Genomic DNA, 25,917 nt, shown 5'->3' on the forward strand with positions numbered 1-25,917 from the left:
GTAGCGCGACGGACCGATGTCGAAGAAGACAGCGAGGCACCAATGAGCACCCCCCACGTCGTCGTGGTGATGGGCGTAGCAGGAACCGGCAAGACCACGATCGGTCCCCTGCTCGCCGCCGCACTGGGCGTTCCGTACGCCGAGGGAGACGACTTCCATCCCGCGGCGAACATCGCCAAGATGTCGGCCGGCACCCCGCTGGACGACACGGACCGCCGGCCCTGGCTGGACGCGATCGGCCGGTGGGCGCACGGCCGGGCCGGTCTCGGCGGTGTCGTCAGCAGTTCGGCGCTCAAGCGGGTCTACCGCGACCGGCTGCGGGCCGAGGCCCCCGGTGCCGTCTTCCTTCATCTGACCGGCGACCGGGCCCTGATCGAGGAGCGGATGGCGGACCGCACGGGCCACTTCATGCCGACCGCGCTGCTCGATTCGCAGTTCGCCACCCTCCAGCCGCTCCAGGCCGATGAGGCCGGCGTAGCGGTCGATGTGTCCGGCACCCCCGAGGAAATCACCCAGCGAGCCGTCGCCGCGTTGCGCCGGCTCGACATCTAAGGATCATCACCGTGACCAGTCTCAGCGTCGAGATGCTGGCAGCGGACGCCGTCGAACCGATCACTTCGGCCGGCAACGCGCAGTTGGGCATCGCCGTTCTGGCGGGCATCGCCGTCATCGTTCTGCTCATCACCAAGTTCAAGATGCACGCGTTCCTCGCGCTGACCATCGGGTCACTCGCGCTCGGTTCGTTCGCGGGTGCCGCACCGGCCGACACGATCGCCAGCTTCACCGCCGGTCTCGGCTCGACCGTCGCGGGCGTCGGCGTCCTCATCGCGCTCGGCGCCATCCTGGGCAAGCTGCTCGCCGATTCCGGGGGCGCGGACCAGATCGTCGACACGATCCTCGCGAAGGCGAGCAGGCGGGCCATGCCGTGGGCGATGGTCCTGATCGCCTCGATCATCGGTCTGCCGCTGTTCTTCGAGGTCGGGATCGTGCTGATGATCCCGGTGGTGCTGCTGGTCGCCAAGCGCGGCAACTACTCCCTGATGCGGATCGGTATCCCTGCGCTGGCCGGTCTCTCCGTGATGCACGGGCTGATCCCGCCGCACCCCGGCCCGCTGGTCGCGATCGACGCCCTCGGCGCCAATCTCGGTGTCACCCTGGCTCTGGGTGTGCTGGTCGCGATCCCGACGGTGATCATCGCGGGTCCGCTCTTCTCCCGTTACGCCGCCCGCTGGGTGGACATCAAGGCGCCGGAGAAGATGATCCCGCAGCGCCCGTCCGAGGAACTGGACCGTCGTCCCAGCTTCGGCGCCACCCTGGCGACCATTCTGCTTCCGGTCGTCCTGATGCTGGTCAAGGCACTGGTCGACATCGTCGTGGACGACCCGGAGCACAGCGTCCAGCGGGTCACCGATGTGATCGGCTCGCCGCTGATCGCTCTGCTCGCGGCTGTCGTCGTCGGCATGTTCACGTTGGGCCGGGCGGCCGGGTTCACCAAGGGCCGGCTCTCCAGCACCGTCGAGAAGTCCCTCGCACCGATCGCCGGTGTCCTGCTGATCGTGGGCGCGGGCGGCGGCTTCAAGCAGACCCTCATCGACGCCGGTGTGGGCCAGATGATCCTGGAGTTCTCCGAGAACTGGTCGATCCCCGCGCTGCTGCTCGGCTGGCTGATCGCCGTCGGGATCCGGCTCGCGACGGGTTCGGCGACCGTCGCCACCATCTCGGCGGCCGGTCTGGTCGCCCCGCTGGCCGCCGACATGTCCACCTCGCACGCGGCGCTGCTGGTTCTCGCCGTCGGCGCGGGCTCGCTCTTCTTCAGCCATGTCAACGACGCCGGGTTCTGGCTGGTGAAGGAGTACTTCGGCATGGACGTCGGTCAGACCGTCAAGACCTGGTCGGTGATGGAGACGATCATCTCCGTCGTCTCGCTGGCCTTCATCCTGCTGCTGTCGCTGGTTCTCTAGCGGGCAGCCGCCCGCACGGTCCTCCCCCCACGGCCCGTGGGACCGTGCCCCATGGCGCCCGTCGGCCCGGTGCGCATGCCACGGCATGCCTCCGGGCCGGCGGGCGCCATCGTCATGTGCCGGAAGGGCACGGTCCCGATCGTGCGCCCCGGCCGGTGCGGGTGCGCCGCTCAGCGCCGGGCGGGGGTGTCCCCGGCCGCCTTCTCCAGCTGGAACGCCTCGTTGCCGAGGCCGATCCTCGCGTGCACCTCCGGCTTGGTGGAGCGCAGCACCGCCCCGTACACCAGGCCGCCGACGAGCGCGGCGACGATCACGCCGGGCAGCAGCCAGTTGAGCACCGAACCGGGACCCGAGCCGACGAGGATGCCGAAGTCCCTGACGGTGAAGACGGCGATGGCCAGCAGGGCGACACCGGCGAGGGCGGACGCGACGAGCCGCGGGGCCTGGGCCCGGCCGGCGCCGCGGCGTACGAAGAAGGCGATGACGGCGAACGAGGCGGCGGCCATCAGCACGATGACGCCGAGCGCCCCGACGTTGCCCATCCAGGTGAACAGGTGCAGCACGGGCGCGGTGGGGTCACCGACCGGGTTGTCGTCGGTGAGCGCGAAGGCCAGCACGATCACTGCGGAGACGACGGACTGGAGCAGTGATCCGGTGGCGGGGGCGCCGCTCGCCTTGTTGGTGCGGCCGAACCCGGCGGGCAGCAGGCCCTCGCGGCCCATCGCGAAGGCGTAGCGGGCGACGACGTTGTGGAAGCTCAGCAGTGCGGCGAACATGCCGGTGACGAAGAGCACGTGCAGTACGTCGGTGAAGGTGGTGCCGAGCCGCTCCTCGGTGAGGCCGAAGAGCATGCCGGGGCCCTCCTTGAGGGAGGTGTCCGCGATGAATCCGGGGCCGGTGGCGACGGTCAGGGCCCAGGAGCTGACGGCGAGGAACAGCGCCGCGTAGCCGACGGCCAGGAACATCACCCGGGACACGACGATCTGCGGGCGGCTGGTCTCCTCCGCGTACACCGGGGCCTGCTCGAAGCCGACGAACGCGGCGATGCAGAAGCACAGGGCGGTGCCGAGTCCGGCGCCGGTGAGGGTCTCCGGGTTGAAGGCGTGCAGGGACAGGCCCTCGGGTCCGGGCTTGCTGACGGCCGCGATGTCGAAGATCACGACGAGGGCGCATTCCACGACCAGCAGGACACCGAGCACCTTGGCGTTGAGGTCGATCTTCAGCCATCCCAGGGCACCGACGACCGCCACCGCGACCAGCGCCGGTATCCACCAGTGCAGATCGATGTCGAGGTACGTGGAGAAGAGGCCGGAGACCTCGAAGCCGAGGATGCCGTAGATGCCGACCTGCATGGCGCTGTACGCGACCAGCGCGACGAGCGAGGCGCCCGCGCCGGCCGTCGGGCCGAGACCGCGGGCGATGTAGGCGTAGAAGGCCCCGGCGTTGTGGACGTGCCGGCTCATCTCGGCGTAGCCGACGCCGAACAGCATCAGGACGATGCCGAGGATGACGTAGAGCAGGGGCTGCCCGACGATGCCCATCACGCCGAAGACCGTGGGCATCACCCCGGCGACGACCATCAGCGGGGCGCTGGCGGCGAGCACCGAGAGCAGCAGGCCGGGGGTGCCGAGCCGGTTCGCCCGCAGGGCGCGTTCCTCACCCTTGTACGTGTTGATCCCGCCGGTATCGCCGGTCACCTTCGTGGTACCGGTATCGCTCGAATATGAACTGCCCGTCGACATGGCGGGGTTGGTCCCTTCTGTGGTGACGTCCTCTGTGGCGACGTCCGTGCGGTGGTGTCCGGATGCGGTGTCTTTCAGGGGGTGCCGAGCGCGAAGCGTCGCGCGGTGAGGAAGGCGGGGTACGGTTCGCGGCCGGAGTAGGCCCAGGGGGCGGGTGTGGCGTGCGGGCCGATGCGGTGGAAGAGGGCGGCGGCCTCGGCGGGGCGCCCCTCGCAGACCTTGGCGTGTGCCAGGAAGTTGAGGTCGGCGCGGTGGCGGGGGTGGTCCTCGCGCTCCCACTCCAGCCACCAGTCGAAAGCGGCCTTCATGACCTGGCGGGCTCGCCTCCCGGCCCAGTGCCCGGAGGCCGCCGGATCGTCGGACTCGGTGCCCGCGGCGACGAGCACGCGGTAGCGCTCGGCATGGGCGATGACCGGGAGCACGGCGAGCGGGGAGTCCGCGGGGGCCTGTTCGGCGGCCCAGGCGGCGAAGTCGTAGACCTCGTGGAGCGGGTCCTGACCGCTGTCGGGGCGGCTCTCGGCGAGATGGGCCGCCATCAGATGGTGCGCGTGGTGGTGTTCGGGGTGCCGGGAACGGATCTCCTCGAAGAGCCTGCCGGTCTCCGCGCTGTCACCGCCGACGGCACGGTCCAGCAGGAGCAGGCCGAGCCAGGGGGTCGGGTCGGCGGGGGCGCGCCCGGCGGCGGCCAGGCAGGCTTCGCGGGCCAGGGGCACGGCGTCGGCTGCGGCCTTGGGGCGCCGGGCGCGGGCGACGGCGGCGCAGCCGAGGAGCGTGGCGGCATCGGCGCTGTCGGGTTCGGCGAGCAGCCAGTCGCGGGCCCATTCGACGGCGGACCCCGTCTCGGCGAGGGCGAGGACCCGGTGGCCGCGGCGGTCCCAGTCGGTGGTGGTGGCGACGAGCAGCGCGCGGGCCACGGTCCACCTGCCCTGGGTGAACTGGTTGCGGGCGTCGATGAGTTCGCTGTCACCCAGGGCCGGGTCGAAGGAGTGGTCCGAGCGGCCGCCCCGTCTGCGGGGGCGGCCCAGGGGCGGCGGAGGCGGGGACATCCGCAGGCTTCTTTCGACGCGGTGTGGGCAAATGATCGCGCACAGCCAACCGGCAGGCGCGGCTCCGAGTCAAGGGCAGCCCTCCGTCAACTCCTCTCGGCTTCCTTATAGTTGGCCGGAATGAGACCACATTCGGCGGATGTTCGCACAGCGTGCTTCCGCCGTCCGGTACGGGCACCGCGCGGCCCCCGGCCGCCGACCGGTGCGTGCCAGACTGACGTCATGGAGAACCGCGAACCCCTCAAACCCCTCCTTCTGGGCTTCCCCGGCCCGCTGCGCGACACGTTGGTCGCGGCCGTGCTCTCCGGGGAGAAGGTGTCCACCTCCGGGCTGCTGGCCGAATACGAGGCGGAGAAGGAGGAACTGCCGCCGGTGGGCGAGCGGTCCGCGCTGATCGACTCGCAGGGCCGGGAGGTCGCCGTGGTCGAGGTGACCGGGGTACGGGTGCTGCCGCTGGGCGAGGTCGGACTCCAGCACGCGCTCGACGAGGGCGAGGGTTATGCGTCGGTGGCCGAGTGGCGGCTGGAGCACGAGCGGTTCTGGCACAGCGCGGAGATGCGGGAGGGCCTGGGGGACCCGGAGTTCACCGTCGACGACGACACGATGATCGTGGCCGAGCGGTTCCGGGTGGTGGAGCTGCTGCCCGGGTGAACCGGGTGGTGCGGCCGCCGGAGAAGGCCCGCAGGATGACGGGAAGTGCCCTTTCCCCCGACCGGCCCTCCCCCGACTGCCTCGGCCGGCTTCCCCGGACCGCCGACTCGGCCGCCCCCCCCTGCCCCCTCTGCCGACCGACTCGGCCGGCTGTCTCAGCCGACCGCCTCGGCAGCCGCCCGGCCCGCCGCGCGGCCCGAGAAGATGCAGCCGCCGAGGAACGTCCCCTCCAGCGACCGGTAGCCGTGCACGCCGCCGCCGCCGAAGCCCGCCGCCTCCCCCGCCGCGTACATCCCGGGCAGCGGGTTGCCGTCCGCGGCGAGCACCCGTGAGGAGAGATCGGTCTCCAGACCGCCCAGGGACTTACGGGTGAGGATGTTGAGGCGCACCGCGATCAGCGGGCCCGCCTTCGGGTCGAGGATGCGGTGCGGCTTCGCCGTACGGATCAGCCGGTCACCCAGATAGGCGCGGGCCCCGTGGATGGCCGTGACCTGGAGGTCCTTGGTGAAGGGGTTGGCGATCTCGCGGTCGCGCGCGGTGATCTCGTGGCGCAGGTCGTCCTCGTCGATCAGGGTGTCTCCGGTGAGCGCGTTCATGCCGCGGACGAGGGCGCCGAGGTCGTTCTCGACGACGAAGTCCACACCGTTGTCCATGAACGCCTTGACCGGTGCCGGCACATCGGCGCGGGCCCGGCCGATCACGTCGCGGACCGACTTGCCGGTGAGGTCCGGGTTCTGCTCGGAGCCGGAGAGCGCGAACTCCTTGCCGATGATCCGCTGGTCCAGGACGAACCAGGTGTACCCGTATCCGGACTTCATGATGTGTTCGAGGGTGCCGAGCGTGTCGAAGCCGGGGAAGAGCGGCACGGGCAGCCGTTTGCCGCGGGCGTCCAGCCAGAGGGAGGAGGGACCGGGCAGGATCCGGATGCCGTGCTCGGCCCAGATCGGGTTCCAGTTCTCGATGCCCTCGGTGTAGTGCCACATCCGGTCGCGGTTGATGTGGTGGGCGCCCGCGTCCTCGGCGATGCCCAGCATCAGCCCGTCGACATGGGCGGGTACCCCGGAGAGCATCTTCTCGGGCGGCGTGCCGAGCCGCGCCGGCCACTGGGAGCGTACGAGGTCGTGGTTGCCGCCGATGCCGCCCGAGGTGACGATCACCGCCTGGGCCTTCAGCTCGAACGCGCCTGCGACCTCACGGCCGCTCGCGGTGCCGCGCCCGGCGCCGCTCGGCTCCAGGATCTCGCCGGTGACCGTGTCGAGGGCCCCCGCCGAGCGGCCGAGGCCGGTGACCCGGTGGCGGAACCTCAGCTGGACGAGGCCCTTGGCGACGCCCTCGCGCACCCGGCGTTCGAAGGGGGCGACGACGCCGGGGCCGGTGCCCCAGGTGATGTGGAAGCGGGGGACCGAGTTGCCGTGGCCGTTGGCGTCGTAGCCGCCGCGTTCGGCCCAGCCGACGACGGGGAAGAGCCGCAGCCCCTGCCCGTACAGCCAGGACCTCTTCTCACCGGCGGCGAAGTCGACGTACGCCTCGGCCCACTTGCGCGGCCAGTGGTCCTCCTTGCGGTCGAAGCCCGCCGTGCCGTACCAGTCCTGGAGGGCCAGCTCGCGGCTGTCCTTGACGCGCAGCCGGCGCTGTTCGGGCGAGTCGACGAGGAACAGGCCGCCGAAGGACCAGTGCGCCTGGCCGCCGATGGACTGCTCGGGCTCCTGGTCGAGCACGATCACCGAACGGCCGGCGTCGACCAGCTCGGCGGTGGCCACGAGACCCGCGAGGCCCGCCCCGATCACGATGACATCAGCGTCGTAGGCCATGGGTTCCATCCTTGTCGGGGGCGGTGCCGGGTGGTGCGGGAGCGGGACGGAGGGCAGGGCGGGGAGCCGGGGCCGTGCGCGAAGTTACCCGTGCGTTAGATCTTCGGTACCGGTCGCGGTGGCGTCAACCGCCCGGTCGGCCGCATTCTCACCGCTCCTGTACGGCGCAGGGACTATCGTCGAACCACATCACTCCCTCCCGGCCTGACTTGAGGAAGAGATCGTGTCGGTGCTGGTCCTGGTTCTCTCCGTGAGCGCCGCCTGCTGTCTGGGCTTCGGCTTCGTCCTTCAGCAGGCCGCCGCCCGGCGTGCCCCGATGAGCGACTTCCTCTCCCCCAGGCTGCTGCTCGACCTGATGCGGGTGAAGAGCTGGCTGGCCGGGCTCGGGCTGATGGTCTGCGGGATGGTGCTGGGCGCGCTGGCTCTGGGCCGGGGCGAGGTCTCGGTCGTGGAACCGCTCCTGGCGACCAATCTGCTCTTCGCCATGGCCCTGTCCCGGCACCGCACCAAGCAGCCGCTGGGCCGCCAGGGCTGGGCCGGGCTCTGGCTGCTGGCGGGCGGTGTCACGGCGTTCCTGGTGGCGGGCGAGCCGCGCGGGGGCGGGCCGGTGACCGACCCCGTGCGCCACTGGCTGGTGATCGGCGTGGTGGTCGGCCTCGCCGTGCTGCTGACGGCCTCCGCGAGGCACTCCCGGATCAGGGCGGCCCCCGTGCTCTTGGCGGTGGCGGCCGGGCTGCTGTACGGACTCCAGGACGCCCTGACCCGGGCGAGCGGCGAGCGGCTGACCGAGGGCGGCTGGGAGGCGCTGATGACGGCCTGGCAGCCGTACGGCGTCGCCGTCCTGGGCGTGACCGGGCTGATCCTGGTCCAGAGCGCCTTCGAGACGGGTCCGCTGCGGATGTCGCTGCCGGCGCTGACCGCCGCCCAGCCGCTGGCCGGGATCGCCTGCGGGATCGGCTTCCTCGGCGACCGGGTGCGTACCGACACGGGCGCGCTGGCCTGGGAGGCGGCGGGGCTGGCGGCGATCGTCACCGGGATCGTGCTGCTCGGGCTGCATCCCGCGATGCCCGCGGGGGCCGGTGGCCGGGCGGCGGACCGAGCGTCCGCGGCCTCACTGAACGGGCGGTGACACCCGCGGAACAGCCCTGTACGGGCTTCCCGGGCCTTTGGCCCCTGGTTATTAATAATGGCCAGCATTAGTATGGGCGCATGGCGAGAACGTCAGGGCCCGAGACCCGGGACAAGCTCATCCGCGCCGCCGAGGAGATCTTCGCGGCGCAGGGCGTCGAAGGCGCCCAGATCAGGGACATCGTCGCTCTGGCCGGGCAGAGCAATCCCTCCGCCGTGCAGTACCACTTCGGCTCCCGGGCCGGACTGCTCGACGCGGTCATGGCCGGCCGGCAGTCCCGTGCCGAGCAGCTGCTGGCCCCGCTCCTGGACGCGCTGGGCGCGGACGCGGGCGTACGGGAGCTGCTCACGGCCCTGGTGACGGCCGAGGCCGGTCTGCTGACCGACGACCGGGGCCGGCGCTGTCTGCGCGTGTCGGCCCAGCTCACCCATGAGACCGGGCTGCGCACGGGCGAGCTGCACCCCGCGGTCGACGCCACCGCCTACGGGCGGCTGATCGGCCGGATCGCGGACCGCCTGGGCGCACTGCCCGAGGCGGTGCGCCTGGAGCGGCTCGATCTGGCGCTCACCCTGATCGGCGCGGCCATGGCCGACCGCGCCCGCCAGTACCTCGACGGCACCGTGCCGCTGACCGGCGAGGACCTGTTCCGCGCCGATCTCGTCGAGACCACCACCGCGTTTCTGCACGCACCCGTGCCGGGCCGCTCCGGAACCACCCGCACCATATGAAGGACAGCACCATGAGCGACAAGACCAGCCTCACCGGCAGGACCGTCATCGTCACCGGCGGCGCCCGCGGCCTCGGCGCCGAGGCCGCCCGCCTCGCCGTCGCGGGCGGCGGCAACGTCGTGATCACCGACGTCCTCGACGACGAGGGCGCCGCCACCGCCGCCGCGCTCGGCGACAACGCCCGGTTCCTGCACCACGACGTGACCTCCGAGGAGGACTGGCAGCGCGTCGCGGAGTTCACGCTCGCCGAGTTCGGCCGGATCGACGGCCTGGTGAACAACGCCGGCGTCTCCACCGGTCAGCCGCTGGAGACCGAGACGGTCGAGCACTTCCGCAAGGTGATCGACATCAACCTGACCGCCGTGTTCATCGGCATGAAGACCGTGATCCCCGTGATGAAGGAGAACGGCGGCGGTTCGATCGTCAACATCTCCTCGGCCGCCGGTCTGATGGGCCTCGCCATGACCTCCAGCTACGGCGCCTCCAAGTGGGGCGTACGCGGTCTGACCAAGGTCGGCGCGGTGGAGCTGGGCACGGCCAAGGTCCGGGTCAACTCCGTCCACCCCGGCATGACCTACACCCCGATGACCGCCGCCGTCGGCATCCAGCAGGGCGACGGCAACTACCCGAACACGCCCATGGGCCGGGTCGGCGAGGCTCCCGAGATCGCGGAGGCCGTGGTGTTCCTGCTCTCGGACGCCGCCTCGTACATCACGGGCGCCGAGCTGGCGGTGGACGGCGGCTGGACGACCGGCCCGACCGTCAAGTACGTCATGGGGCAGTGACCGCGTACGGCGGGACGCCGCTCGCCCACGCCGTGGGGCCGGGATCACCGCCGATGGCGTGAGGTTGGATGGGCCGTATGAAACCCACTGACCAGACCGAGGAGATCCTGGACATCGTCGACGAGAACGACGAGGTCGTCGGTCAGGCCCCGCGCGGTGAGGCGACCGCGCGGGGCCTGCGGCATCGCTGTGTGTTCATCGAGGTGCGGGACGCGCGGGGCAGGCTCTTCGTGCACCGCAGGACCGCCACCAAACTGGTCTTCCCCTCGCACTACGACATGTTCGTCGGCGGGGTCGTGGGCGCGGGCGAGTCCTACGACGAGGCCGCGCTGCGCGAGGCGGAGGAGGAACTCGGGGTCAGCGGGCTCCCCCGCCCCGAACCGCTCTTCACCTTCCTGTACACGAGCGCCGAGCACTCCTGGTGGTCGGCCGTGTACCAGGTGCGGTGCGAGCTGCCGGTGAATCCTCAGACGGAAGAGGTCGCGTGGCACACCTTCCTCACCGACGCCGGACTGGAACCGCGGCTCACCGAATGGCCCTGGGTGCCCGACGGACTGGAGGCGTACCACCGGTTGCGGGAGTTCCGGTCCCGTTGAACCCGGCTCCGGGTCGTAAACGGCCACAAACCGACAGATAGGGTTCCGGGCGTGAACGATTTCGTACAGAGCCTTCGGTTGTGGTTCGCCCCGCAGCGGATCCGCGAAGAGGGCGACACGCCCGACTACCGGTTCTCGCTGGCCAATGAGCGCACGTTCCTCGCCTGGATCCGGACGGCCCTGGCCCTCATCGGCGGCGGTTTCGCCGTCGATCAGTTCCTGCCGGAACTGGCCTGGGGCGTCCGGGCCGGTCTGGCGCTCGCGCTGCTGGCCGCCGGTGTGCTCTGTGCGCTCAGGGCGGTGAATCACTGGGTGCGGTGCGAGCGGGCGATGCGGCGCGGTGAGGATCTGCCGGTCTCGCGCTTCCCGACGCTGCTGAGTCTCGCGGTCGCCGTCGTCGCCGTCGCGATGGTGGTGGTCGTCCTCTTCGGCTGGGAGGGCCGGTGACCGGGCCCCCACGGGATCCCGGCCTCCAGCCGGAGCGGACCAGGCTGGCCTGGCGGCGCACCACGCTGTCCTGCACGGTGGTGGCGCTGCTGGCGGGCAGGCAGGCACTGCACGCCGGCGCGACCCCCGCCGCCGTGGTCGCGGTGGCACTGAGCGCGCTGGCCTGGCTGGGGTTTCTGCGGGTGGCCCACCGGCGGGTACTGGGGATGGACGTCGCCCGGCCCCAGCCGCTGTCGCCCCGCCACGCACTGGCGGCGACGGTGTGCACCGTGGCGCTCGCGGTGTTCGCCGCGGCCATGCTGTTCTGACCGTCGGCGGGCGTCCGCGCGGTCGCGTCCGTACGCCGCTCGCCTCCGGGTCCGGCCGCTTCCGTACGACGCTCGCCTCCGGGTCCTGCCGCTTCCGTACGACGGTCGTTTCCGTACGACGTGGCCTCCGGGCGCCCGGTGTCAGTCCCAGGCCACGGTGACGACGACCTTTCCGCGGGTGCGTCCCTCCTCGTTGAGCCGGTACGCGTCCGCGGCCCGTTCCAGTGGGAAGACCCGGTCCACGTTGACCGTGATGATGCCCTGCTCGGCCAGTTCCGCCAGGTGGGCCAGATCCTTGGCGTCGGGCCGTACGAAGGCGTAGCGGCCGCCGTACGAGAAGACCTCCCCGTCCGCGATGGAGGCGAGCCTGCCGCCCTCGGCGAGGGTGTCCGCCGAGGCCCGCAGGGCTTCCCCGCCCACCGTGTCGAACGCGGCGTCGATGCCGTCGGGGGCCAGGGCCCGCAGCCGGTCGACGAGCCCGTCGCCGTACTCCACCGGTTCGCCGCCGAGGCTGCGCACATGGTCGTGGTTGTGGGCACTCGCCGTGCCGATGACCCGGCAGCCCGCGTGCCGGGCGAGCTGTACCGCGAGCGAGCCGACGCCGCCCGCCGCCGCGTGGACGAGGACCGTATCGCCGCTCCGGATCCTCAGGGTGCGGTGCAGCACCTGGTAGGCGGTGAGCCCGGCCAGCGGCAGCCCCGCCGCCTCCTCGAAGCTCAGGCCCATCGGCTTGCGGGCGAGGGTGCGCACAGGCGCGGCGACGTATTCGGCGAACGTGCCGCGGGAGAGGAAGTCCTCCCGCACATAGCCGATGACCTCGTCGCCCACGGCGAACTCGTCCACCGCGACACCGGGTTGCACGACGACTCCGGAGACGTCCCAGCCCGGGATCACCGGGAAGACGGCTTCGAGGCCCGACTGGAGGTAGCCCTCACGGGCCTTCCAGTCGACGGGGTTGACGGCCGCGGCCCGCACCTTCACCAGGACCGTGTCCGGGCCGACCTTCGGGTCGGGCCGCTCGCCGTACTCCATGACGTCGGCCGAGCCGTACCTGCTGTAGCTGATCGCCTTCATCCTCCGACCTTCGGCGCGGGCCGCGGCCGGCGCAACTCAGGGTGGGAGCGGGGCGGGGCTCCGGGCGGGGGCCGGGCGGGCTCACCAGCGCGGGATCGGCGGTGTCACCCACTCCGGGTCGGCCTTGCGCATCGCGGCGGCGTCGTCGCGCTCGCGCATCGTGCCGTCGTCGTCCAGCCAGCGCCGGTGCAGCGCGGCCAGCCGCTCGCGGTCGAGTTCGACACCGAGCCCGGGGGCGTCGGAGACGGCGAGAGCGCCGTCGGAGAAGACGTGCCGGGTGGTGATGACGTCCTCCGTCTGCCACGGGTAGTGGCTGTCGCAGGCGAAATCGAGGTTGGGCACGGTGGCCGCGACATGGGTCATCGCGGCGAGGCTGATGCCGAGGTGGGTGTTGGAGTGCATGGAGAGTCCGACGCCGAAGGTGCGGCAGATCCCGGCCAGTTCGCGGGTGCGGTGCAGGCCGCCCCAGTAGTGGTGGTCGCTGAGGACGACCTGGACCGCGTCCCGGGCGAACGCCTCGGGCACCTCGGCGAGGGTCGTGACGCACATGTTGGTGGCCAGCGGCACATCCGTCCCGGCGGACACGGCGGCCATCGCCGCCGTACCGCTCGCCGGGTCCTCCAGATATTCGAGTACGTCCTTGAGCTGCTCGGCGACGTACAGCGAGGTCTCCACGGACCAGGCACCGTTGGGGTCCAGCCGCAGCGGCTGCCCGCCGAACTCCTCGGCGAGGGCCCGGACCGCGGCGATCTCCTGGTCGGGCTCGAAGACACCACCCTTGAGCTTGAAGGAGGTGAAGCCGTACTCGCGGGCGAAGCGCCGGGCCTGGGCGACGATGCCGGCCGGGTCGAGAGCCGCACCCCAGTCGTCCCGCTCGCCGCCCTCCGGGTGGGCGGCCCAGCGGTAGAAGAGGTACGCGCTGTAGTCGACGGTGTCGCGGACCTTGCCGCCGAGCAGGGCGTGCACGGGCAGGCCGAGGGTCTTGCCGAGCGCGTCCAGGCAGGCGACCTCGAAGCCCGAGACGACGGAGAGCCGGAGCTTGTCGGCGGTCCGGACACCGCGCAGTCCCCCGGCGTCGACCCGGTCGTCGGCGGCCCGTGAGTCGCCGCACACCTCCTCGGCGAGCGCGAACAGCGCGTTCAGATCGCTGACCGGGCGACCGGGCAGCGCCTCGGCCAGCGGCCGGGCGAGCTCCAGATAGGTGCCGTCCCCGTAGGTCTCCCCGATGCCCGTCACCCCACCGCGCGTGACGACCTCCACGACGAGCCGGGGGGTGTACGGCTGATGGACGCCCTGGGTGTTCAGAAGGGGCGGGTCCGCTATGAGGATCGGGGTGAGCCGGACTTCGTCGATCAACAAGGCTGTATCCATACGTGAACTCTATTCAGGGATGCGACTGAAGACCAGAGGGCGGAGGGAGTTCCCGCCCTCGATTCAGGGAGTTCACTGGACGACATACCGACTGGTCGGCATCATGGGCAGCGATCGTTCTGCCGTCCCGGAGGTGCGCACCATGAGCCCAGTCCACCCGCCAGGTCTCGACCCCGACCCGCTGCGCGCGCATCTCGACCGCGAGCGGCCGGGGCTGGTGGGCGGACCGCTCGAAGCCCGGCTGATCGAGGGCGGCCGGTCGAACCTCACGTACACCGTCACCGACGGCACCGGCCGGTGGGTCGTGCGCAGACCTCCGCTCGGCCATGTCCTGGCCACCGCGCACGACATGAAGCGCGAGTTCCGGGTCATCAGCGCCCTGCACCCGACCGCCGTGCCGGTGCCGGAGCCCGTGCTGCTCTGCGAGGACGACGCGGTCATCGGCTCGCCCTTCTACGTGATGGAGTACGTCGAGGGCACCCCGTTCCGCACGGCCGAGCAGCTCGCCCCGCTGGGCGCCGAACGCACCCGGGGCGCGGTCCTCGGCCTCGTCGACACCCTGGTCGATCTGCACGCCGTGGACGCCGAGGCCGTCGGGCTCGGCGACTTCGGACGCCCGGAGGGTTTCCTGGACCGGCAGTTGCGCCGCTGGGGCAAGCAGCTCGACGCCTCCCGCAACCGTGAACTCGCCGGGATCGACGAACTGCACGCCGCGCTCGGCCGCGATCTGCCCCGCTCCCCCGCGCCCACCGTGGTGCACGGCGACTACCGCCTGGACAACGTCCTGATCGGCCCGGACGACCGGATCAAGGCCGTTCTCGACTGGGAGATGTCGACCCTCGGCGACCCGCTGACCGACCTCGGGCTGCTCGTCATGTACAGCTCCGACCTCGGGCTGCCCGGGTCCCCGGTGTCCACCACCAGCGGCGCGGCCGGTCACCCCGCGCCCGCCGAGCTGATCGGGCGCTACGCCGCCCGGTCCGGCCGGGACACCTCCGCCATCTCCTGGTACACCGCGTTCGCCTGGTTCAAGCTCGCCGTGATCCTGGAGGGCATCCACTACCGCTACACCCGCGGCCAGACCGTGGGCCCCGGTTTCGACCGCATCGGCGATCTCGTCCCGGTCTTCATCGAGCACGGCCTCACCACCCTCCAGGAAGGCTGATCACCCCCATGGACTTCGCATTCGACGCCCGTACCGAAGAGCTGCGTACCAAGCTGCTCACCTTCATGGACGAGCATGTGTACCCGGCCGAGCGGACCGCGGACGAGCAGCGCGCCCTCCTCTCCTCCCCGTGGGACACCCCGCGGATCGTGGAGGACCTGAAGGCCGAGGCGCGCAGGCAGGGCCTGTGGAACCTCTTCCTTCCCGATGCCGGGTACGGTGCCGGGCTGACCAACCTCCAGTACGCCCCGCTGGCCGAGATCCTGGGCCGCAGCCCGCACTTGGCGCCGACCGCGCTGAACTGCGCGGCGCCGGACACCGGGAACATGGAGGTGCTCTTCCAGTTCGGCACGGACGAGCAGAAGAAGCGGTGGCTGGAGCCGCTGCTCGCGGGGGAGATCCGGTCGGCGTTCGCCATGACCGAGCCCGAGGTCGCCTCCTCGGACGCGACCAACATCGAGACCCGGATCACGCGGGACGGCGACCACTACGTCATCAACGGCCGCAAGTGGTTCATCTCCGGGGCGATGAACCCGGAGTGCCAGGTCTTCATCGTGATGGGCAAGACCGACCCGGACGGCGAGGACATCCGCCGTCAGCAGTCGCAGATCCTCGTCCCGAGGGACACCCCGGGCCTCGAAGTGCGCCGCGCCATGCGGGTGTACGGCTACGAGGACCACTCCCACGGCGGTCATGCCGAGGTCGTCTTCACCGACGTACGGGTGCCCGTCACCCACCTGATCGGCGAGGAGGGCGGCGGTTTCGCCATCGCGCAGGCGCGGCTGGGTCCGGGCCGGATCCACCACTGCATGCGGCTGATCGGCATGGCCGAGCGGGCCATCGAGCTGATGTGCCGGCGAGCCGTCTCCCGTACGGCCTTCGGCAAGCCGCTCGCCCAGCAGGGCGTCGTGCAGAACTGGATCGCGGACGCCCGGGTCACGGTGGAGCAGCTGCGGCTGCTGGTGCTGAAGACCGCCTGGCTGATGGACACCGTGGGGAACCGGGGCGCGCACACCGAGATCCAGTCCATCAAGATCGCGACCCCGCGGGCGGTGGTGGACATCCTCGACCGGGCGGTCCAGCTGCACGGCGCGGGCGGGGTCAGTCAGGACTTCCCGCTGGCGGAGCTGTGGGCGGCGGCACGGACGCTGCGGCTGGCGGACGGACCGGACGAGGTGCACCAGCGGTCGCTGGCCCGGCGGGAGATCAAGAAGTACCGCTGATCCGGAAGCCCCGGCGGCGCGGGGCGGACCGGGTGGGTCCGCCCCGCGCCGCCGGGGCCGTGGCCGGGAGCCGTTTCCTGGCTCGGAGACCGGGGCTCGGGGACCGGGGCTCGGTGACCTGCCCCGGCCCCAGGGCTCGGGGCTCGGGGCTCGGGGCTCAGGGCTCAGGGCTCAGGGCTCAGGGCTCAGGGCTCAGGGCTCAGAAGGTGAGCTTCCAGCTGTCGATGTAGCCGGTGTCCTGCGCGGCCACGTCCTGCACCCGCAGCTTCCAGGTGCCGTTGGCGGTCTCGCTCGACGCGTTGACCGGGTAGGTCGCGATGACGTTGTCGGCCGAGTCGCCGCTGCTGGAGTTCTTCAGCCGGTAGGCGGTCCCGTCGGGGGCGAGGAGGTCGATGACCACGTCGCCGCGATAGGTGTGCTTGATGTCGACGCCCACCTGGAGCGCGGCGGGGGCGTTGCCGGTACGGCCGGTGACCGCGATCGACGAGGTCACCGCGGCCCCGTTGTCGGGGACGGCCACATCGGTGGCGTTGCTGAAGACGCCTTCACCCGTGGGCGGTTCGCCGGTCCCGGCGGACAGGGTCCAGATCGCGTGGGCGATGGCGTCGCTGTTGCGGTCGAGGGCCGTGTCGTTGATGTTGCTCGTGTTGTCGCAGGACGAGTGGTAGCAGCGGTCGAAGGCCTGTCCCGCCGTGCCGCCCCACTTCTGGGCCTGGGCGGCGGTCTTGGTGTAGTCCGCGCCCGAGAACAGTCCGCCGACGGGTATGCCCACGTTCTTGAACGGGGCGTGGTCGGAGCGGCCGTCCCCTTCCGTCTCTATCTCGGTGGGTATGGAGAGACCGGCGTAGTAGTCCTTGAAGGTCTTCTCGATGACCGGGTCGTCGTCGTAGACGAAGTAACCGGCGTTGGGCGAGCCGATCATGTCGAAGTTGAGGTAGCCGGAGAGCTTGGAACGCTCGGTGGAGGGCAGGTTGTTGACGTAGTACCGCGACCCGACGAGGCCGAGTTCCTCCGCGCCCCACCAGGCGAAGCGCAGGTGCTTGTCCGGCTGGAGCTGGGCCCGGGAGACGGCCAGTGCCGTTTCGAGCACGGCGGCGGAGCCGGAGCCGTTGTCGTTGATGCCGGCGCCGGAGGTCACCGAGTCCAGATGGGCCCCGGCCATGAGGACCTTGTTCGCGTCCCCGCCGGGCCAGTCGGCGATGAGGTTGTAGCCGACGGCACCGCCCGAGGTGAACTGCTGGAGGGACGTGGTGTATCCGGCCGCGTCCAGCTTGGCCTTCACATAGTCGATGGACGCCTTGTAGCCGGGTCGGCCGTGGGCGCGGTTGCCACCGTTGGCGGTGGCGATCGACTGGAACTGGGTGAGATGCGCCTTGACGTTGGCGAGCGGGATGTCGGGGGCGGCCACCGCTGCCGGTGCCGCGGTGGTCCCGGCCGCCTGGGCGGCGGGTGCGGCGGTGGCGAGCAGGGCGCCGAGAGCGAGCGCGGCGGCGGCCGGAAGGGCCGGGGATCTGCGCAGGGCGAAGCGGTTCAGGCTCATCGAGGGGCTCCGGATTCCGTTCGGGGACTGACGGAACGTGCGGGGGGCTACCCGGCCGTGCCGGCCGGGTACTGGAGCTACTGGTGCGAGATGCGTGACCGATGTTCAGCGAGATGACCGCGCACCGTCAAGAGCGGGAACCGGACATGTACGTTCTATAAACGGACAGCCCTTCGAATATGCCCGTAAGCCCGCAGAATCCCGCACCCGCCGGAGCGCGTGGGACGGCTCTCGGTGGCGGAGGCGGGCGGGGCGGAACCGGGCGGGGTGGCTACGGGCGCAGGGCCCGCAGCAGCAGGTCCGCCAGATGGTCGGCGACCTCCTGGCGGCTCAGCGGGCCGTCCGGGCGGTACCAGGTGGACAGGTGGTGGATGGAGCCGAAGTGGTAGTCGACCACCAGGTCCGCGGGGGTGGCGGTGGAGAACACCCCGCTTCTCTGCCCCTCCTCGATGAGCGCCCGGAAGCGCTCGTGGTAGCGGCGCCGCTCGCCCCGCACCTGCTTGTTCTTCTCCGGGCTCAGATGGTGCATCGAGCGGAAGAAGATCGCGGCGTCGTCGAGGTTGTCGATGGTCGTGACGACCACATCGGCGGCGGCGTCGCGCAGCCGCTGCTCGACCGGCGCGTCGGCGTCCGCGAAGGCGTCCAGCCGCTCCTGCTGGAGCCTCAGCATCCGGGCGTAGACCTCCTGGAGGAGATCCTCCTTGGAGCCGAAGTAGTGGTAGAGCGCCCCCTTGGTGACGCCCGCCGTCTCCACGATCTCCTGGACCGAGGTGCGGTCGTAGCCGCGCTCGGCGAAGAGCCTGGTGGCGGCGGCCAGCAGCCGTTGAGGGACGGGTGTACCGTCCCCGTCCGTCGCCTTGGCCATGTTGCCGCCACCTGCCTTCCGTACTGTGCGTGAACCGGTCTACCGAGGGGAACGCAGTTCCCGCCTGAGGATCTTCCCACTCGCCGTCTTGGGGAGCTCGGCCAGGATCTCCACCTCGCGCGGATACTTGTACGCGGCGAGGCGCTCCTTGCAGTACGCGCTCAGTTCACCGGGGGTGACAGCGGCTCCCGGGCGCAGGCTCACATAGGCCCGGACGCTCTCGCCGCGGTACGCGTCCGGCACCCCCACGACAGCCGCCTCCCGGACCGCCGGGTGGGTGTGGAGCACGTCCTCCACCTCACGGGGCCAGACCTTGAATCCGGAGGCGTTGATCATGTCCTTCTTGCGGTCGACGACGTAGAGCCAGCCCGCCGCGTCCATGAAGCCGATGTCTCCGGTGCGCAGCTCGCCGTCGGGGAAGGCGGCGGCGGTGGCCTCGGGCAGGTTCCAGTAACCGGAGACGACCTGCGGGCCGCGCACCGCGATCTCGCCCTGTTCCCCGAAGGGCACGTCGTCGCCGTGGTCGTCGATGATCCGCACCACGGTGTCGGGTCCGGGGACACCGACCGAGAGGGTGCCCGAGGCCGGGTCGACGGGAGCCTCCCGGTCCGGCGGCACGGAGGCGCAGGGGGCCGTGCACTCGGTGAGTCCGTAACCGTTGCGGATGTACGGGCCGAAGCCCGCCCGGAACCTCTCCACCAGTGCGGGCGGCAGGGGCGCGCCGCCCGAGGAGATCACCTGGAAGGAGGCGAAGTGCGCGGGGGTGGCGTCGGGGTGGGCGGCGAGCGCCATGAAGGCGGTCGACGGGCCGACGGTGTAGGCGGGGCGGTGGGTGGCGAAGGCTTCCAGGACGACGCTCGCCTCGAAGCGGTGGGCGAGGACGAGGGTGCCCGCGTTGGTGAGGCAGACGGCGAGCTGGCAGACCATGCCGGTGATGTGGAAGAGCGGGGCGAGCGCGAAGTAGGAGGAGCCCTCGGCGATGGGGTGCCCGGTGCGCTGCCGCTCTGCGTTGATCATGATGTTGCCGTGGGAGTTCATGGCGCCCTTGGGGGTGCCGCTGGTCCCGGAGGTGTAGCTGATCAGCGCCACGTCCAGGGCCGTGAGGTCCCGGCCGGCGGGGGCGTCCAGGCCCCTTCGGGCGACGGTGACCAGATCGGCCGCCCGGTCGTCGGGGCCGGGGGCCGGGAGCCGTTCGAAGGCGAGGACCCGGGGGTCGTTCTCCGTCTGGAGGTCCAGCTCGCAGGCGGTGATGGCGATCGTGACGGACGGGGCCTGTCCGGCGGTGTCCCGCAGATAGGACTCCCAGGCCCGGTCCGAGCAGATCAGGGCGCGGACCTGGGCGTCCTTCAGTACGTGCCCGACCTCGCCGGACTTGTACATCGGGTTGAGCGGCACGACGGTGGCGCCGGCCTTCCAGGCGCCGAGCAGCGCCAGGACGAAGTGCGGGGTGTTCTGGAGCATGATCGCGACGCGGTCGCCGCGCCGGAGCCCCTCGGCCGCGAGATGCCCGGCCACGGAGTCGGAGAGCCGGTCGGTCTCCCGGTAGGTGAGGCGCCCGTCGAAGTAGGCGAGGGCGGGGTGCCCGGGGGCGCGGGCGACGGATGCGCGGAAGGCGTGCACCAGGGTCTCGGCCGGGGTGACGGGGGCGCGCTGGGCCGCGCTGAGCAGGGCCACCCAGGGCTTGGCCGCGTACGGGGAGGAGATCATGCGCCGGCCCCCTCCCACTTCCGCTGGAGGTGGTTCATACTGCCCAGCCAGTGGTCGGGGTCCTTGGCGCGGGCCCGGTAGTACCCGGCGACCTCGGGGTGTGGCAGGACCAGGAAGCGGTCCTCGGCCATGGCGTCGAACAGCGCGTCGGCGACCGCCTCCGGCTCGATGGCGCCGGGGGCGAGGACCAGTTCGCCCGCGGAGCCCGCGGCGGTGAGCATGTCCGTACGCACGCCCTGCGGGCAGATCGCGTGGACCTTGAGGCCGCGGTGGCGGTAGGTCAGGGACAGCCACTCGGCGAAGGCGACGGCGCCGTGCTTGGTGACGCTGTACGGTGCCGCGCCGATCATCGTCAGGAGTCCGGCGGCGGAGGCGGTGGTGACGAAGCGGCCGCTGCCGCGCTCCAGCCAGTCCGGGAGCAGGGCCCTGGCGGCGCGGACATGGGCCATGACGTTGACGTCCCAGGCGGCGGCCCAGATCTCCTCGTCGGCGAAGACGTCGCCGGGCGAGGCGAGGCCCGCGTTGGCGCAGTAGATGTCCACCGTGCCGTCGAGGGCGTCACGGGCGGCGTCCACGATGCGGGAGGCGTCGCCGGCGACGGCGGTGGCGCCGATCTCCTCGGCGAGCGGCTCGATCCGGCCGAGGTCGAGGTCGTTGACGACGACCCGCGCACCTTCCGCGGCGAATCTGCGGGCCAGCGCGGCGCCGATACCGCCTCCGGCTCCTGTGACCACCACGCCAGCGCCCTGCACCGTACTCATCGGGTCCCGCCTCTCTCAGCCGACTGCCCCGGCAGACTAACCGGTCGGTATGTCGCCGGGGAAGAGGCCGGGGCCAGGACGGGGAAACTGCCCGGTCCGAGTCGTTCCGCGCGGCCCGCGCGGACGCTAGCGTGCGTGACCATGACAGTCAGCGCGATCATGGAGGTAGCGGAATGAGCCTGTCCAGACGTGGTTTGCTGGCCGCCGGGAGCGCTGTGGGCGCCCTCGCGGCAACGGCGGCCGGGACCGGTCCCGCGGCCGCCCGTCCGGGGCACGGCGGCGGGCACGGCAGGGTCCGCACCGGGTTCGACCGGCTGGCCGCCGACGGCTACCGGACGCTGCGGGGCCAGAAGGTCGGGATCGTCACCAATCCGACCGGTGTCACCGCCGATGTGCGCCACATCGTCGATGTGATGCATCCGGACCCGCGGGTGAACCTGACCGCCGTCTTCGGCCCGGAGCACGGCTTCCGGGGCACCGCGCAGGCGGGAGGCTCGGAGGGCCGGTACGACGACCCGGCGACCGGGCTGCCGGTCTACGACACGTATCTGAAGAGCGGTCAGCCGCTCGCGGACATCTTCACCGCCTCCGGGGTGGACACGGTCGTCTTCGACATCCAGGACGCGGGGGCCCGTTTCTACACGTACATCTGGACGCTGTACGACTGCATGGAGGCCGCCGCGCTCGCGGGCAGACGTTTCGTCGTCCTGGACCGGCCGAACCCGGTGACCGGGCGCGCGGCGCTCGGGCCGGTCCTCGATCCGGCGTTCGCGACGTTCGTGGGCCGCCGGGAGATCGCCCAGGCCCATGGCATGACCGTCGCCGAGCTGGCCCTGTTCTTCAACGCGGAGTTCCTGGCCGAGCGGCCGGCGGAGCTGGACGTGGTCACGATGTCGGGGTGGCGGCGCTCGGACTTCTTCGACGGGACCGGGCTGCCGTGGGTGCCGCCGAGCCCGAACATGCCGACCGCCGAGACGGCCCTCGTCTACTCCGGCACCTGCCTCTTCGAGGGCACGAACCTCTCCGAGGGCCGGGGCACCACGCGGCCGTTCGAGCTGCTGGGGGCGGAGGGCATCGACCACCGCTGGGCGGCCGCCGCCAACGCGCTGGAACTGCCCGGGGTGGCGTTCCGCGAGGCGTACTTCGCCCCGACGTTCTCCAAGTTCCAGGGGAAGACGGTCGGCGGGGTGCAGCTGCACGTCCAGGACCGGGAGGTCTTCGACCCGGTCCGCACCGGCATCGCCCTGCTGGTGACGGCGAAGCGGTCCTGGAGCGGCTTCGCCTGGCGCCCGGACAACTGGATCGACAAGCTCACCGGGAACACCCGGGTCCGCACCATGATCGACGCGGGCGCGGACACCGACGAGGTGGTGGGTGCCTGGCGCGAGGACCTGGCGGCGTTCCGGGCGAAGCGGAAGAAGTATCTGCGGTACGGCGGGTAGGACGGGCGGGTGCCGTCCCCGTGGGTGCCGTCCCCCGCGGGCGGGCGGCGCCCGGCCCGTCGGGGCGCCCACGGGGGGGCAGACCCCCGTCGGGCGGTCGGGCAGCGGACAGTCGGGGCCGGCGGAGCCGCCGGGCGGTCAGACGGTCAGGTCCAGTTCGCCGAGGTACTCGCCGTCGTTCGTCAGCCCGCGCTTGAGGTAACCGAGCCCCAGGTAGAAGTTCTCCGGGCCGCCCTCGCCGGGATGCCAGGTCACCGTGGAGAGCGTCCCGCCGCGCCTGCGGAGCTCCTCGTTCACCGCGCGCACCGCGAAGCGCCCGTAGCCGCGGCCCTGTTCACCGGCGTCGATGGCCAGGCGCCAGAGCCCGGAGCGCGGCGGGGCGTCCGGTACGTCCGCGTCGTAGTCGAAGGGGACGTCGAAGAAGGCCATCACGAAGCCCACGATCCGCTCGCCGTCGCAGATCAGCCGGGGCCAGGCCATGCCGGGGTGCACATACGCCTCGGCCAGCGACTGGGCGACCGGCGCCACGAACGTCGTCTGGTCCGGGCGGACCTGAAGACGGCAGGCGGCGATCACGTTGTCGGGGGTGACCTTCTCCAGGCGCAAGGACGCTGTCATGTACGGCACCCTATCCCCGGACCGGGGAGGCCCGGCCACCGAATATCGCCTGGTCAGGTCGGCGATACCGGGCGGCCGGGCCCCTCCACGAGATCCCTACCGGTGGGAGGGGAACTCCACGACCTGCTGATAGGTCGGCCGGTTCTGCCAGTGGATCGACTTCTGCGAGATCCCGCCCAGCGGGCGGTGGATGATCGCGTCGGAGCACCACTGCTCGCCGGGCCCGCAACTGTCGTCACCGGGATAGACCTCGGTGGCCGGTTCGGCCGCCGCCTGCTTCAGGGTGGCGAGCAGGGCGTCACGGCAGCTGCTCAGGTCGCCGTTGCCGCAGTACGTCTTCGCCAGCGGGCCCTTGACGGGCTGCCCGAGGACCTGGCGCAGATCCTTGTCGGCGAAGCCCCACCAGCCGTACTGGAAGGCGGAACCGCTGTGCGCCCCGCTCGGCCCGTGGGCGGCCGCCGGGGATTCGTCGACGGCGAGGCTGCCGGTCAGGGCGTTGTAGAGGCCGTCGCCCAGGCCGGGCCGGAATTCGGCCTCGATCAGTTTCGGCCACCAGGCGTCCATGATCCGTACCGCGTCCGCGTGGGTGTACGTGTGGGAGCCCTCACCGCTCTCCCTGCGCTGCGATCCGGCCGCCCGCCAGGACTCCAGCTGCTGCACCGCCGCACTGACCTCCGGGTCGGAGACGGGCCGGGAGCGCACCACCTTCAGCAGTTCGGGCAGCAGCCGCTCGCCCCGCAGATCGGTGAGCGCGGCATCGGCCATGGCCCGGGTCAGGGAGGCGCGGGTGACCCCGCCCTCCTCGACGAGCCTCGCCACCCGGTCGTCCAGCAGGTCGCCCCGGTGCACGGCCCCGAAGCCGAAGCCCGCGCTCGCGTAGCCCTCGGCCTGCCGGTTGTTCCAGGAGACGTAGTAGTCCTGGCCGCTGGACTGCGGGTGCTCGGCGTACGGGGTGTAGTCGGCGGTGTTGGCCGCCGGGTCGTAGCCCCGCCACTCGTACGCCCGCTCGGCGCTGATCGGCAGGGCCGGGTCGACGCCCTGCGCCCGGACCGGGTTCATGCCGCTGTTGAAGTAGGCGGCGGTGCGGGAGTCGGCGTAGAACCAGTTGAAGGCGTAGTCGATATGGCTTGCCGCGCGCTGGAAGGAGGCGGCGTCCTTGACCTGTTCGGGGTCGTTGAGCAGCTGGAAGCCGATGATCGAGTCGGCCTCGTGGCGGTAGGTGGTGCGCAGCGAGGTGTACGCGACGGGCTTGCCGGCCACCGTGGCGCGATGGGTGACGATGCCGTAGTTCGTGCGCCACACCCGCATGAGGTAGGAGCCCGCGGCGGTGGAGTCGGCGACGGTCGGCTTCCAGGAGTTGGCGCGCTCCAGTTTCTCCATCGCGGTGCAGGTGCCCCGGTAGAGGTAGTGCGTGGAGTCCTTGGTGGGGGCGCCGCCTCCGGGTTCGCACAGCTCGATGGCGTACGTGTCGGTGATGTCCTGGCCGGCCGAGGTGGCGCTCCAGGCGTAGTCCTGACCGCGGCCCATCTGGATGTACATGCCGACTCCGGCGAAGGAGACGCCCCGGGCGCTGATGCCGGGACCCTGGAGTTCCTGGAGCATCATCAACTGGGGTGCGAAATAGCCGGTCTGCGGTCCGAAGACGGCGATCGGGTTTCCGCTCGCGGTGTGCTTGCCGGAGACCAGCAGGGCGTTGGACATGCCGCGCTTCTCGGCGCCGGTGCCGGAGCCCGGGAGCGAGCCCTCGGGGATGACGCCCTTGTCGTACATGCCCTGGAGCGGTTCGAGGGCGGCCGGGGCCTCGACCGGGTCCTTCCGGTCTGTTCCCGCCGAGCCGGTCCGGTCGTGGATCAGTGGTTCGGGTGTGACGGAGCCCCGGTCGGGAAGGGCGGTGCCGCGGGCGTTGTCCGGCTTGCCCGCGTACGGGAACGCGGTGCCGTCGTGGACGGTGAGCACGGCCTCGGGATCCTCGCGCTGCCGGAACGACTCCCAGACCTTGGTTCCTTCGGCGACGCCGTACTTCTCCTGGGCGGCCAGCAGGGAGAGGGCGGCCTGCACCTCACCGCCTCCGCCACCGCCGAACTGCCCGCCGACGACGGACGCGATCGAGATCAGGTCGGTCAGCCGGAAGGGCTGGATCTCGCCGATGTTGGTGATGGCGTCGATCTTGCCGGTGAGGACGTACTCGCCGGGGAAGTAGCGGCCCTTCTTGGACTTCTCCCGGTAGGCGTTGATCCCGTCGACATACGCCTGGGCGTCGGCCATGGCCTGCTCGCCCTGCGGGCCCTCGGTGGTCCTGATCCGCTCGACCTGGGCTTCGAGGTCGGCCTCGGTGTACGGGGCCTGCGGCCAGAACTGCTGCTCCAGGCCCTGGTTGGCGAGGGCGCCGCCCGCGAACGAGGTCAGTTCGCCGCGCCCGATGTGCCGGAAGAGGTCCATCAGCCAGAGCCGGTCCTGGCCGGCGGCGAACCCGGCGCCGAATTCGGTGCCGTAACGGGTGGTGCCCTTGATGTGGGGGACACCGCTGGCCTTGTCCCGGGTGATGGTGACGTCCTCGCGGGGCGAGATGACGGATTCGATCCGGTCCTTCGCGACCCCGAAGGAGGCGTCGTTGAAGAAGTCGGTCAGCTTCCGGTCGGTGAGAGCGGTGTGCCCGGCCACCAGGCCGTTGTAGCGGTCGAGTTGGTCGTCGCTGTGGGCCGGGTGCGTGCCGAACGCCTTGTTGCCGAGGATCTCGACGAGGGTGGCGTTGCCGTTCTCGCCCGGGGGGAGGATGTCGGCGCACTGCCCCTGGCAGTGATCGGTGACGGGTACGGGTTCCGCCGCCGCGGCCCGGGCCGGTGGCGAGGCCGTCGGCAGGAAGGTACCGAGGGCGAGGGCGGCCGCGACTGCGGCGGCCCTGAATGTGCCGGTGCGTGGGGGCATGCGTGCTCCTCCGAGAGGCCGA

The 25,917-nt window shown here is 71.5% G+C and carries 23 protein-coding genes; 12 read left to right on the forward strand and 11 right to left on the reverse strand.

Annotated features, from left to right (window positions below):
* Positions 1–42 precede the first annotated feature (42 nt).
* Positions 43–552: a gluconokinase gene (locus OG251_RS07720; RefSeq protein WP_326676447.1), complete on the forward strand. Its 510-nt coding sequence runs from the start codon at positions 43–45 to the stop codon at positions 550–552.
* 11 nt (positions 553–563) lie between these two features.
* On the forward strand, positions 564–1,961 hold the full coding sequence (locus OG251_RS07725; protein ID WP_326676448.1) for a GntP family permease: 1,398 nt from the start codon (positions 564–566) through the stop codon (positions 1,959–1,961).
* Positions 1,962–2,131: 170 nt separating this feature from the next.
* Here OG251_RS07725 and OG251_RS07730 read toward each other — a convergent pair whose 3' ends face one another.
* Positions 2,132–3,703 carry an APC family permease gene (locus tag OG251_RS07730; RefSeq protein ID WP_326676449.1) on the reverse strand — a complete coding sequence of 524 codons (1,572 nt, stop codon included), beginning with the start codon at positions 3,701–3,703 and terminating at the stop codon, positions 2,132–2,134.
* Positions 3,704–3,777: 74 nt separating this feature from the next.
* The gene (locus OG251_RS07735; RefSeq protein WP_326676450.1) at positions 3,778–4,749 is read right to left on the reverse strand and encodes a hypothetical protein; all 972 of its coding nucleotides are present in this window, start codon (positions 4,747–4,749) and stop codon (positions 3,778–3,780) included.
* A gap of 222 nt (positions 4,750–4,971) precedes the next feature.
* Here OG251_RS07735 and OG251_RS07740 point away from each other — a divergent pair, with 222 nt between their 5' ends.
* Positions 4,972–5,400: an ASCH domain-containing protein gene (locus tag OG251_RS07740; protein ID WP_326676451.1), complete on the forward strand. Its 429-nt coding sequence runs from the start codon at positions 4,972–4,974 to the stop codon at positions 5,398–5,400.
* 155 nt (positions 5,401–5,555) lie between these two features.
* Here OG251_RS07740 and OG251_RS07745 read toward each other — a convergent pair whose 3' ends face one another.
* Positions 5,556–7,211, reverse strand: coding sequence for an FAD-binding dehydrogenase (locus OG251_RS07745; protein WP_326676452.1), 1,656 nt, complete (start codon positions 7,209–7,211; stop codon positions 5,556–5,558).
* 223 nt (positions 7,212–7,434) lie between these two features.
* Between OG251_RS07745 and OG251_RS07750 the strand changes: the two genes are divergently transcribed.
* From OG251_RS07750 to OG251_RS07775, 6 genes are all read left to right on the forward strand, one after another.
* A complete protein-coding gene (locus OG251_RS07750) occupies positions 7,435–8,340 on the forward strand; it encodes a DMT family transporter (protein WP_326676453.1) in 906 nt (301 codons plus the stop codon).
* 80 nt (positions 8,341–8,420) lie between these two features.
* Positions 8,421–9,068 (forward strand): TetR/AcrR family transcriptional regulator, encoded by a 648-nt coding sequence (locus tag OG251_RS07755; protein WP_326676454.1) that lies wholly within the window; start codon positions 8,421–8,423, stop codon positions 9,066–9,068.
* Between the two features lie 11 nt (positions 9,069–9,079).
* On the forward strand, positions 9,080–9,853 hold the full coding sequence (locus tag OG251_RS07760) for a glucose 1-dehydrogenase (RefSeq protein ID WP_326676455.1): 774 nt from the start codon (positions 9,080–9,082) through the stop codon (positions 9,851–9,853).
* 68 nt (positions 9,854–9,921) lie between these two features.
* The gene (locus tag OG251_RS07765; RefSeq protein ID WP_385899152.1) at positions 9,922–10,449 is read left to right on the forward strand and encodes an NUDIX hydrolase; all 528 of its coding nucleotides are present in this window, start codon (positions 9,922–9,924) and stop codon (positions 10,447–10,449) included.
* Between the two features lie 51 nt (positions 10,450–10,500).
* Positions 10,501–10,896: a YidH family protein gene (locus OG251_RS07770; RefSeq protein ID WP_326676457.1), complete on the forward strand. Its 396-nt coding sequence runs from the start codon at positions 10,501–10,503 to the stop codon at positions 10,894–10,896.
* Positions 10,893–11,204, forward strand: coding sequence for a DUF202 domain-containing protein (locus tag OG251_RS07775; protein ID WP_326676458.1), 312 nt, complete (start codon positions 10,893–10,895; stop codon positions 11,202–11,204). The genes OG251_RS07770 and OG251_RS07775 overlap by 4 nt, the downstream gene beginning before the upstream one ends.
* Before the next feature lie 141 nt (positions 11,205–11,345).
* Here the strand turns inward: OG251_RS07775 and OG251_RS07780 are convergent, their stop codons facing one another.
* Positions 11,346–12,278 carry an NADP-dependent oxidoreductase gene (locus OG251_RS07780; protein WP_326676459.1) on the reverse strand — a complete coding sequence of 311 codons (933 nt, stop codon included), beginning with the start codon at positions 12,276–12,278 and terminating at the stop codon, positions 11,346–11,348.
* Between the two features lie 81 nt (positions 12,279–12,359).
* Positions 12,360–13,649 carry a glucarate dehydratase family protein gene (locus OG251_RS07785; protein ID WP_326676460.1) on the reverse strand — a complete coding sequence of 430 codons (1,290 nt, stop codon included), beginning with the start codon at positions 13,647–13,649 and terminating at the stop codon, positions 12,360–12,362.
* A 142-nt stretch (positions 13,650–13,791) separates the two neighbouring features.
* On the opposite strand from OG251_RS07785, the gene OG251_RS07790 reads away from it, so the two are divergent.
* Together OG251_RS07790 and OG251_RS07795 are read left to right on the forward strand one after the other, a co-directional pair.
* A complete protein-coding gene (locus OG251_RS07790) occupies positions 13,792–14,814 on the forward strand; it encodes a phosphotransferase family protein (protein WP_326676461.1) in 1,023 nt (340 codons plus the stop codon).
* Positions 14,815–14,822: 8 nt separating this feature from the next.
* Entirely contained in the window at positions 14,823–16,037 is a 1,215-nt protein-coding gene (locus OG251_RS07795) for an acyl-CoA dehydrogenase family protein (RefSeq protein ID WP_326676462.1), read from the forward strand.
* A 199-nt stretch (positions 16,038–16,236) separates the two neighbouring features.
* Here OG251_RS07795 and OG251_RS07800 read toward each other — a convergent pair whose 3' ends face one another.
* The 4 genes from OG251_RS07800 to OG251_RS07815 form a co-directional block, all read right to left on the reverse strand.
* On the reverse strand, positions 16,237–17,577 hold the full coding sequence (locus OG251_RS07800) for a M28 family metallopeptidase (protein ID WP_326676463.1): 1,341 nt from the start codon (positions 17,575–17,577) through the stop codon (positions 16,237–16,239).
* A gap of 271 nt (positions 17,578–17,848) precedes the next feature.
* Complete coding sequence (locus OG251_RS07805) at positions 17,849–18,442, reverse strand: TetR/AcrR family transcriptional regulator (protein ID WP_326676464.1); 594 nt, start codon at positions 18,440–18,442, stop codon at positions 17,849–17,851.
* 39 nt (positions 18,443–18,481) lie between these two features.
* Positions 18,482–20,149: an AMP-binding protein gene (locus OG251_RS07810; protein WP_326676465.1), complete on the reverse strand. Its 1,668-nt coding sequence runs from the start codon at positions 20,147–20,149 to the stop codon at positions 18,482–18,484.
* Entirely contained in the window at positions 20,146–20,910 is a 765-nt protein-coding gene (locus OG251_RS07815; RefSeq protein ID WP_326676466.1) for an SDR family oxidoreductase, read from the reverse strand. The genes OG251_RS07810 and OG251_RS07815 overlap by 4 nt, the downstream gene beginning before the upstream one ends.
* Before the next feature lie 173 nt (positions 20,911–21,083).
* Here OG251_RS07815 and OG251_RS07820 point away from each other — a divergent pair, with 173 nt between their 5' ends.
* The gene (locus OG251_RS07820) at positions 21,084–22,352 is read left to right on the forward strand and encodes an exo-beta-N-acetylmuramidase NamZ family protein (protein ID WP_326676467.1); all 1,269 of its coding nucleotides are present in this window, start codon (positions 21,084–21,086) and stop codon (positions 22,350–22,352) included.
* Between the two features lie 138 nt (positions 22,353–22,490).
* Here OG251_RS07820 and OG251_RS07825 read toward each other — a convergent pair whose 3' ends face one another.
* A complete protein-coding gene (locus tag OG251_RS07825; protein WP_326676468.1) occupies positions 22,491–22,970 on the reverse strand; it encodes a GNAT family N-acetyltransferase in 480 nt (159 codons plus the stop codon).
* A 96-nt stretch (positions 22,971–23,066) separates the two neighbouring features.
* Complete coding sequence (locus tag OG251_RS07830; protein ID WP_326676469.1) at positions 23,067–25,895, reverse strand: penicillin acylase family protein; 2,829 nt, start codon at positions 25,893–25,895, stop codon at positions 23,067–23,069.
* Between the last annotated feature and the right edge of the window lie 22 nt (positions 25,896–25,917).

This window comes from Streptomyces sp. NBC_01237 (genome assembly GCF_035917275.1).
Taxonomy (GTDB): Bacteria; Actinomycetota; Actinomycetes; order Streptomycetales; family Streptomycetaceae; genus Streptomyces.

Bases quoted from the DNA above. Each gene is read 5' to 3' on its own strand.
- OG251_RS07780 (WP_326676459.1), bottom strand. From the start codon at position 12,278: ATGAAGGCGATCAGCTACAGCAGGTACGGCTCGGCCGACGTCATGGAG.
- OG251_RS07760 (WP_326676455.1), top strand. From the start codon at position 9,080: ATGAGCGACAAGACCAGCCTCACCGGCAGGACCGTCATCGTCACCGGC.
- OG251_RS07720 (WP_326676447.1), top strand. From the start codon at position 43: ATGAGCACCCCCCACGTCGTCGTGGTGATGGGCGTAGCAGGAACCGGC.
- OG251_RS07800 (WP_326676463.1), bottom strand. From the start codon at position 17,577: ATGAGCCTGAACCGCTTCGCCCTGCGCAGATCCCCGGCCCTTCCGGCC.
- OG251_RS07745 (WP_326676452.1), bottom strand. From the start codon at position 7,211: ATGGCCTACGACGCTGATGTCATCGTGATCGGGGCGGGCCTCGCGGGT.
- OG251_RS07820 (WP_326676467.1), top strand. From the start codon at position 21,084: ATGAGCCTGTCCAGACGTGGTTTGCTGGCCGCCGGGAGCGCTGTGGGC.
- OG251_RS07825 (WP_326676468.1), bottom strand. From the start codon at position 22,970: ATGACAGCGTCCTTGCGCCTGGAGAAGGTCACCCCCGACAACGTGATC.
- OG251_RS07810 (WP_326676465.1), bottom strand. From the start codon at position 20,149: ATGATCTCCTCCCCGTACGCGGCCAAGCCCTGGGTGGCCCTGCTCAGC.
- OG251_RS07790 (WP_326676461.1), top strand. From the start codon at position 13,792: ATGAGCCCAGTCCACCCGCCAGGTCTCGACCCCGACCCGCTGCGCGCG.
- OG251_RS07765 (WP_385899152.1), top strand. From the start codon at position 9,922: ATGGGCCGTATGAAACCCACTGACCAGACCGAGGAGATCCTGGACATC.
- OG251_RS07830 (WP_326676469.1), bottom strand. From the start codon at position 25,895: ATGCCCCCACGCACCGGCACATTCAGGGCCGCCGCAGTCGCGGCCGCC.
- OG251_RS07755 (WP_326676454.1), top strand. From the start codon at position 8,421: ATGGCGAGAACGTCAGGGCCCGAGACCCGGGACAAGCTCATCCGCGCC.
- OG251_RS07805 (WP_326676464.1), bottom strand. From the start codon at position 18,442: ATGGCCAAGGCGACGGACGGGGACGGTACACCCGTCCCTCAACGGCTG.
- OG251_RS07735 (WP_326676450.1), bottom strand. From the start codon at position 4,749: ATGTCCCCGCCTCCGCCGCCCCTGGGCCGCCCCCGCAGACGGGGCGGC.
- OG251_RS07815 (WP_326676466.1), bottom strand. From the start codon at position 20,910: ATGAGTACGGTGCAGGGCGCTGGCGTGGTGGTCACAGGAGCCGGAGGC.
- OG251_RS07730 (WP_326676449.1), bottom strand. From the start codon at position 3,703: ATGTCGACGGGCAGTTCATATTCGAGCGATACCGGTACCACGAAGGTG.
- OG251_RS07795 (WP_326676462.1), top strand. From the start codon at position 14,823: ATGGACTTCGCATTCGACGCCCGTACCGAAGAGCTGCGTACCAAGCTG.
- OG251_RS07740 (WP_326676451.1), top strand. From the start codon at position 4,972: ATGGAGAACCGCGAACCCCTCAAACCCCTCCTTCTGGGCTTCCCCGGC.
- OG251_RS07785 (WP_326676460.1), bottom strand. From the start codon at position 13,649: ATGGATACAGCCTTGTTGATCGACGAAGTCCGGCTCACCCCGATCCTC.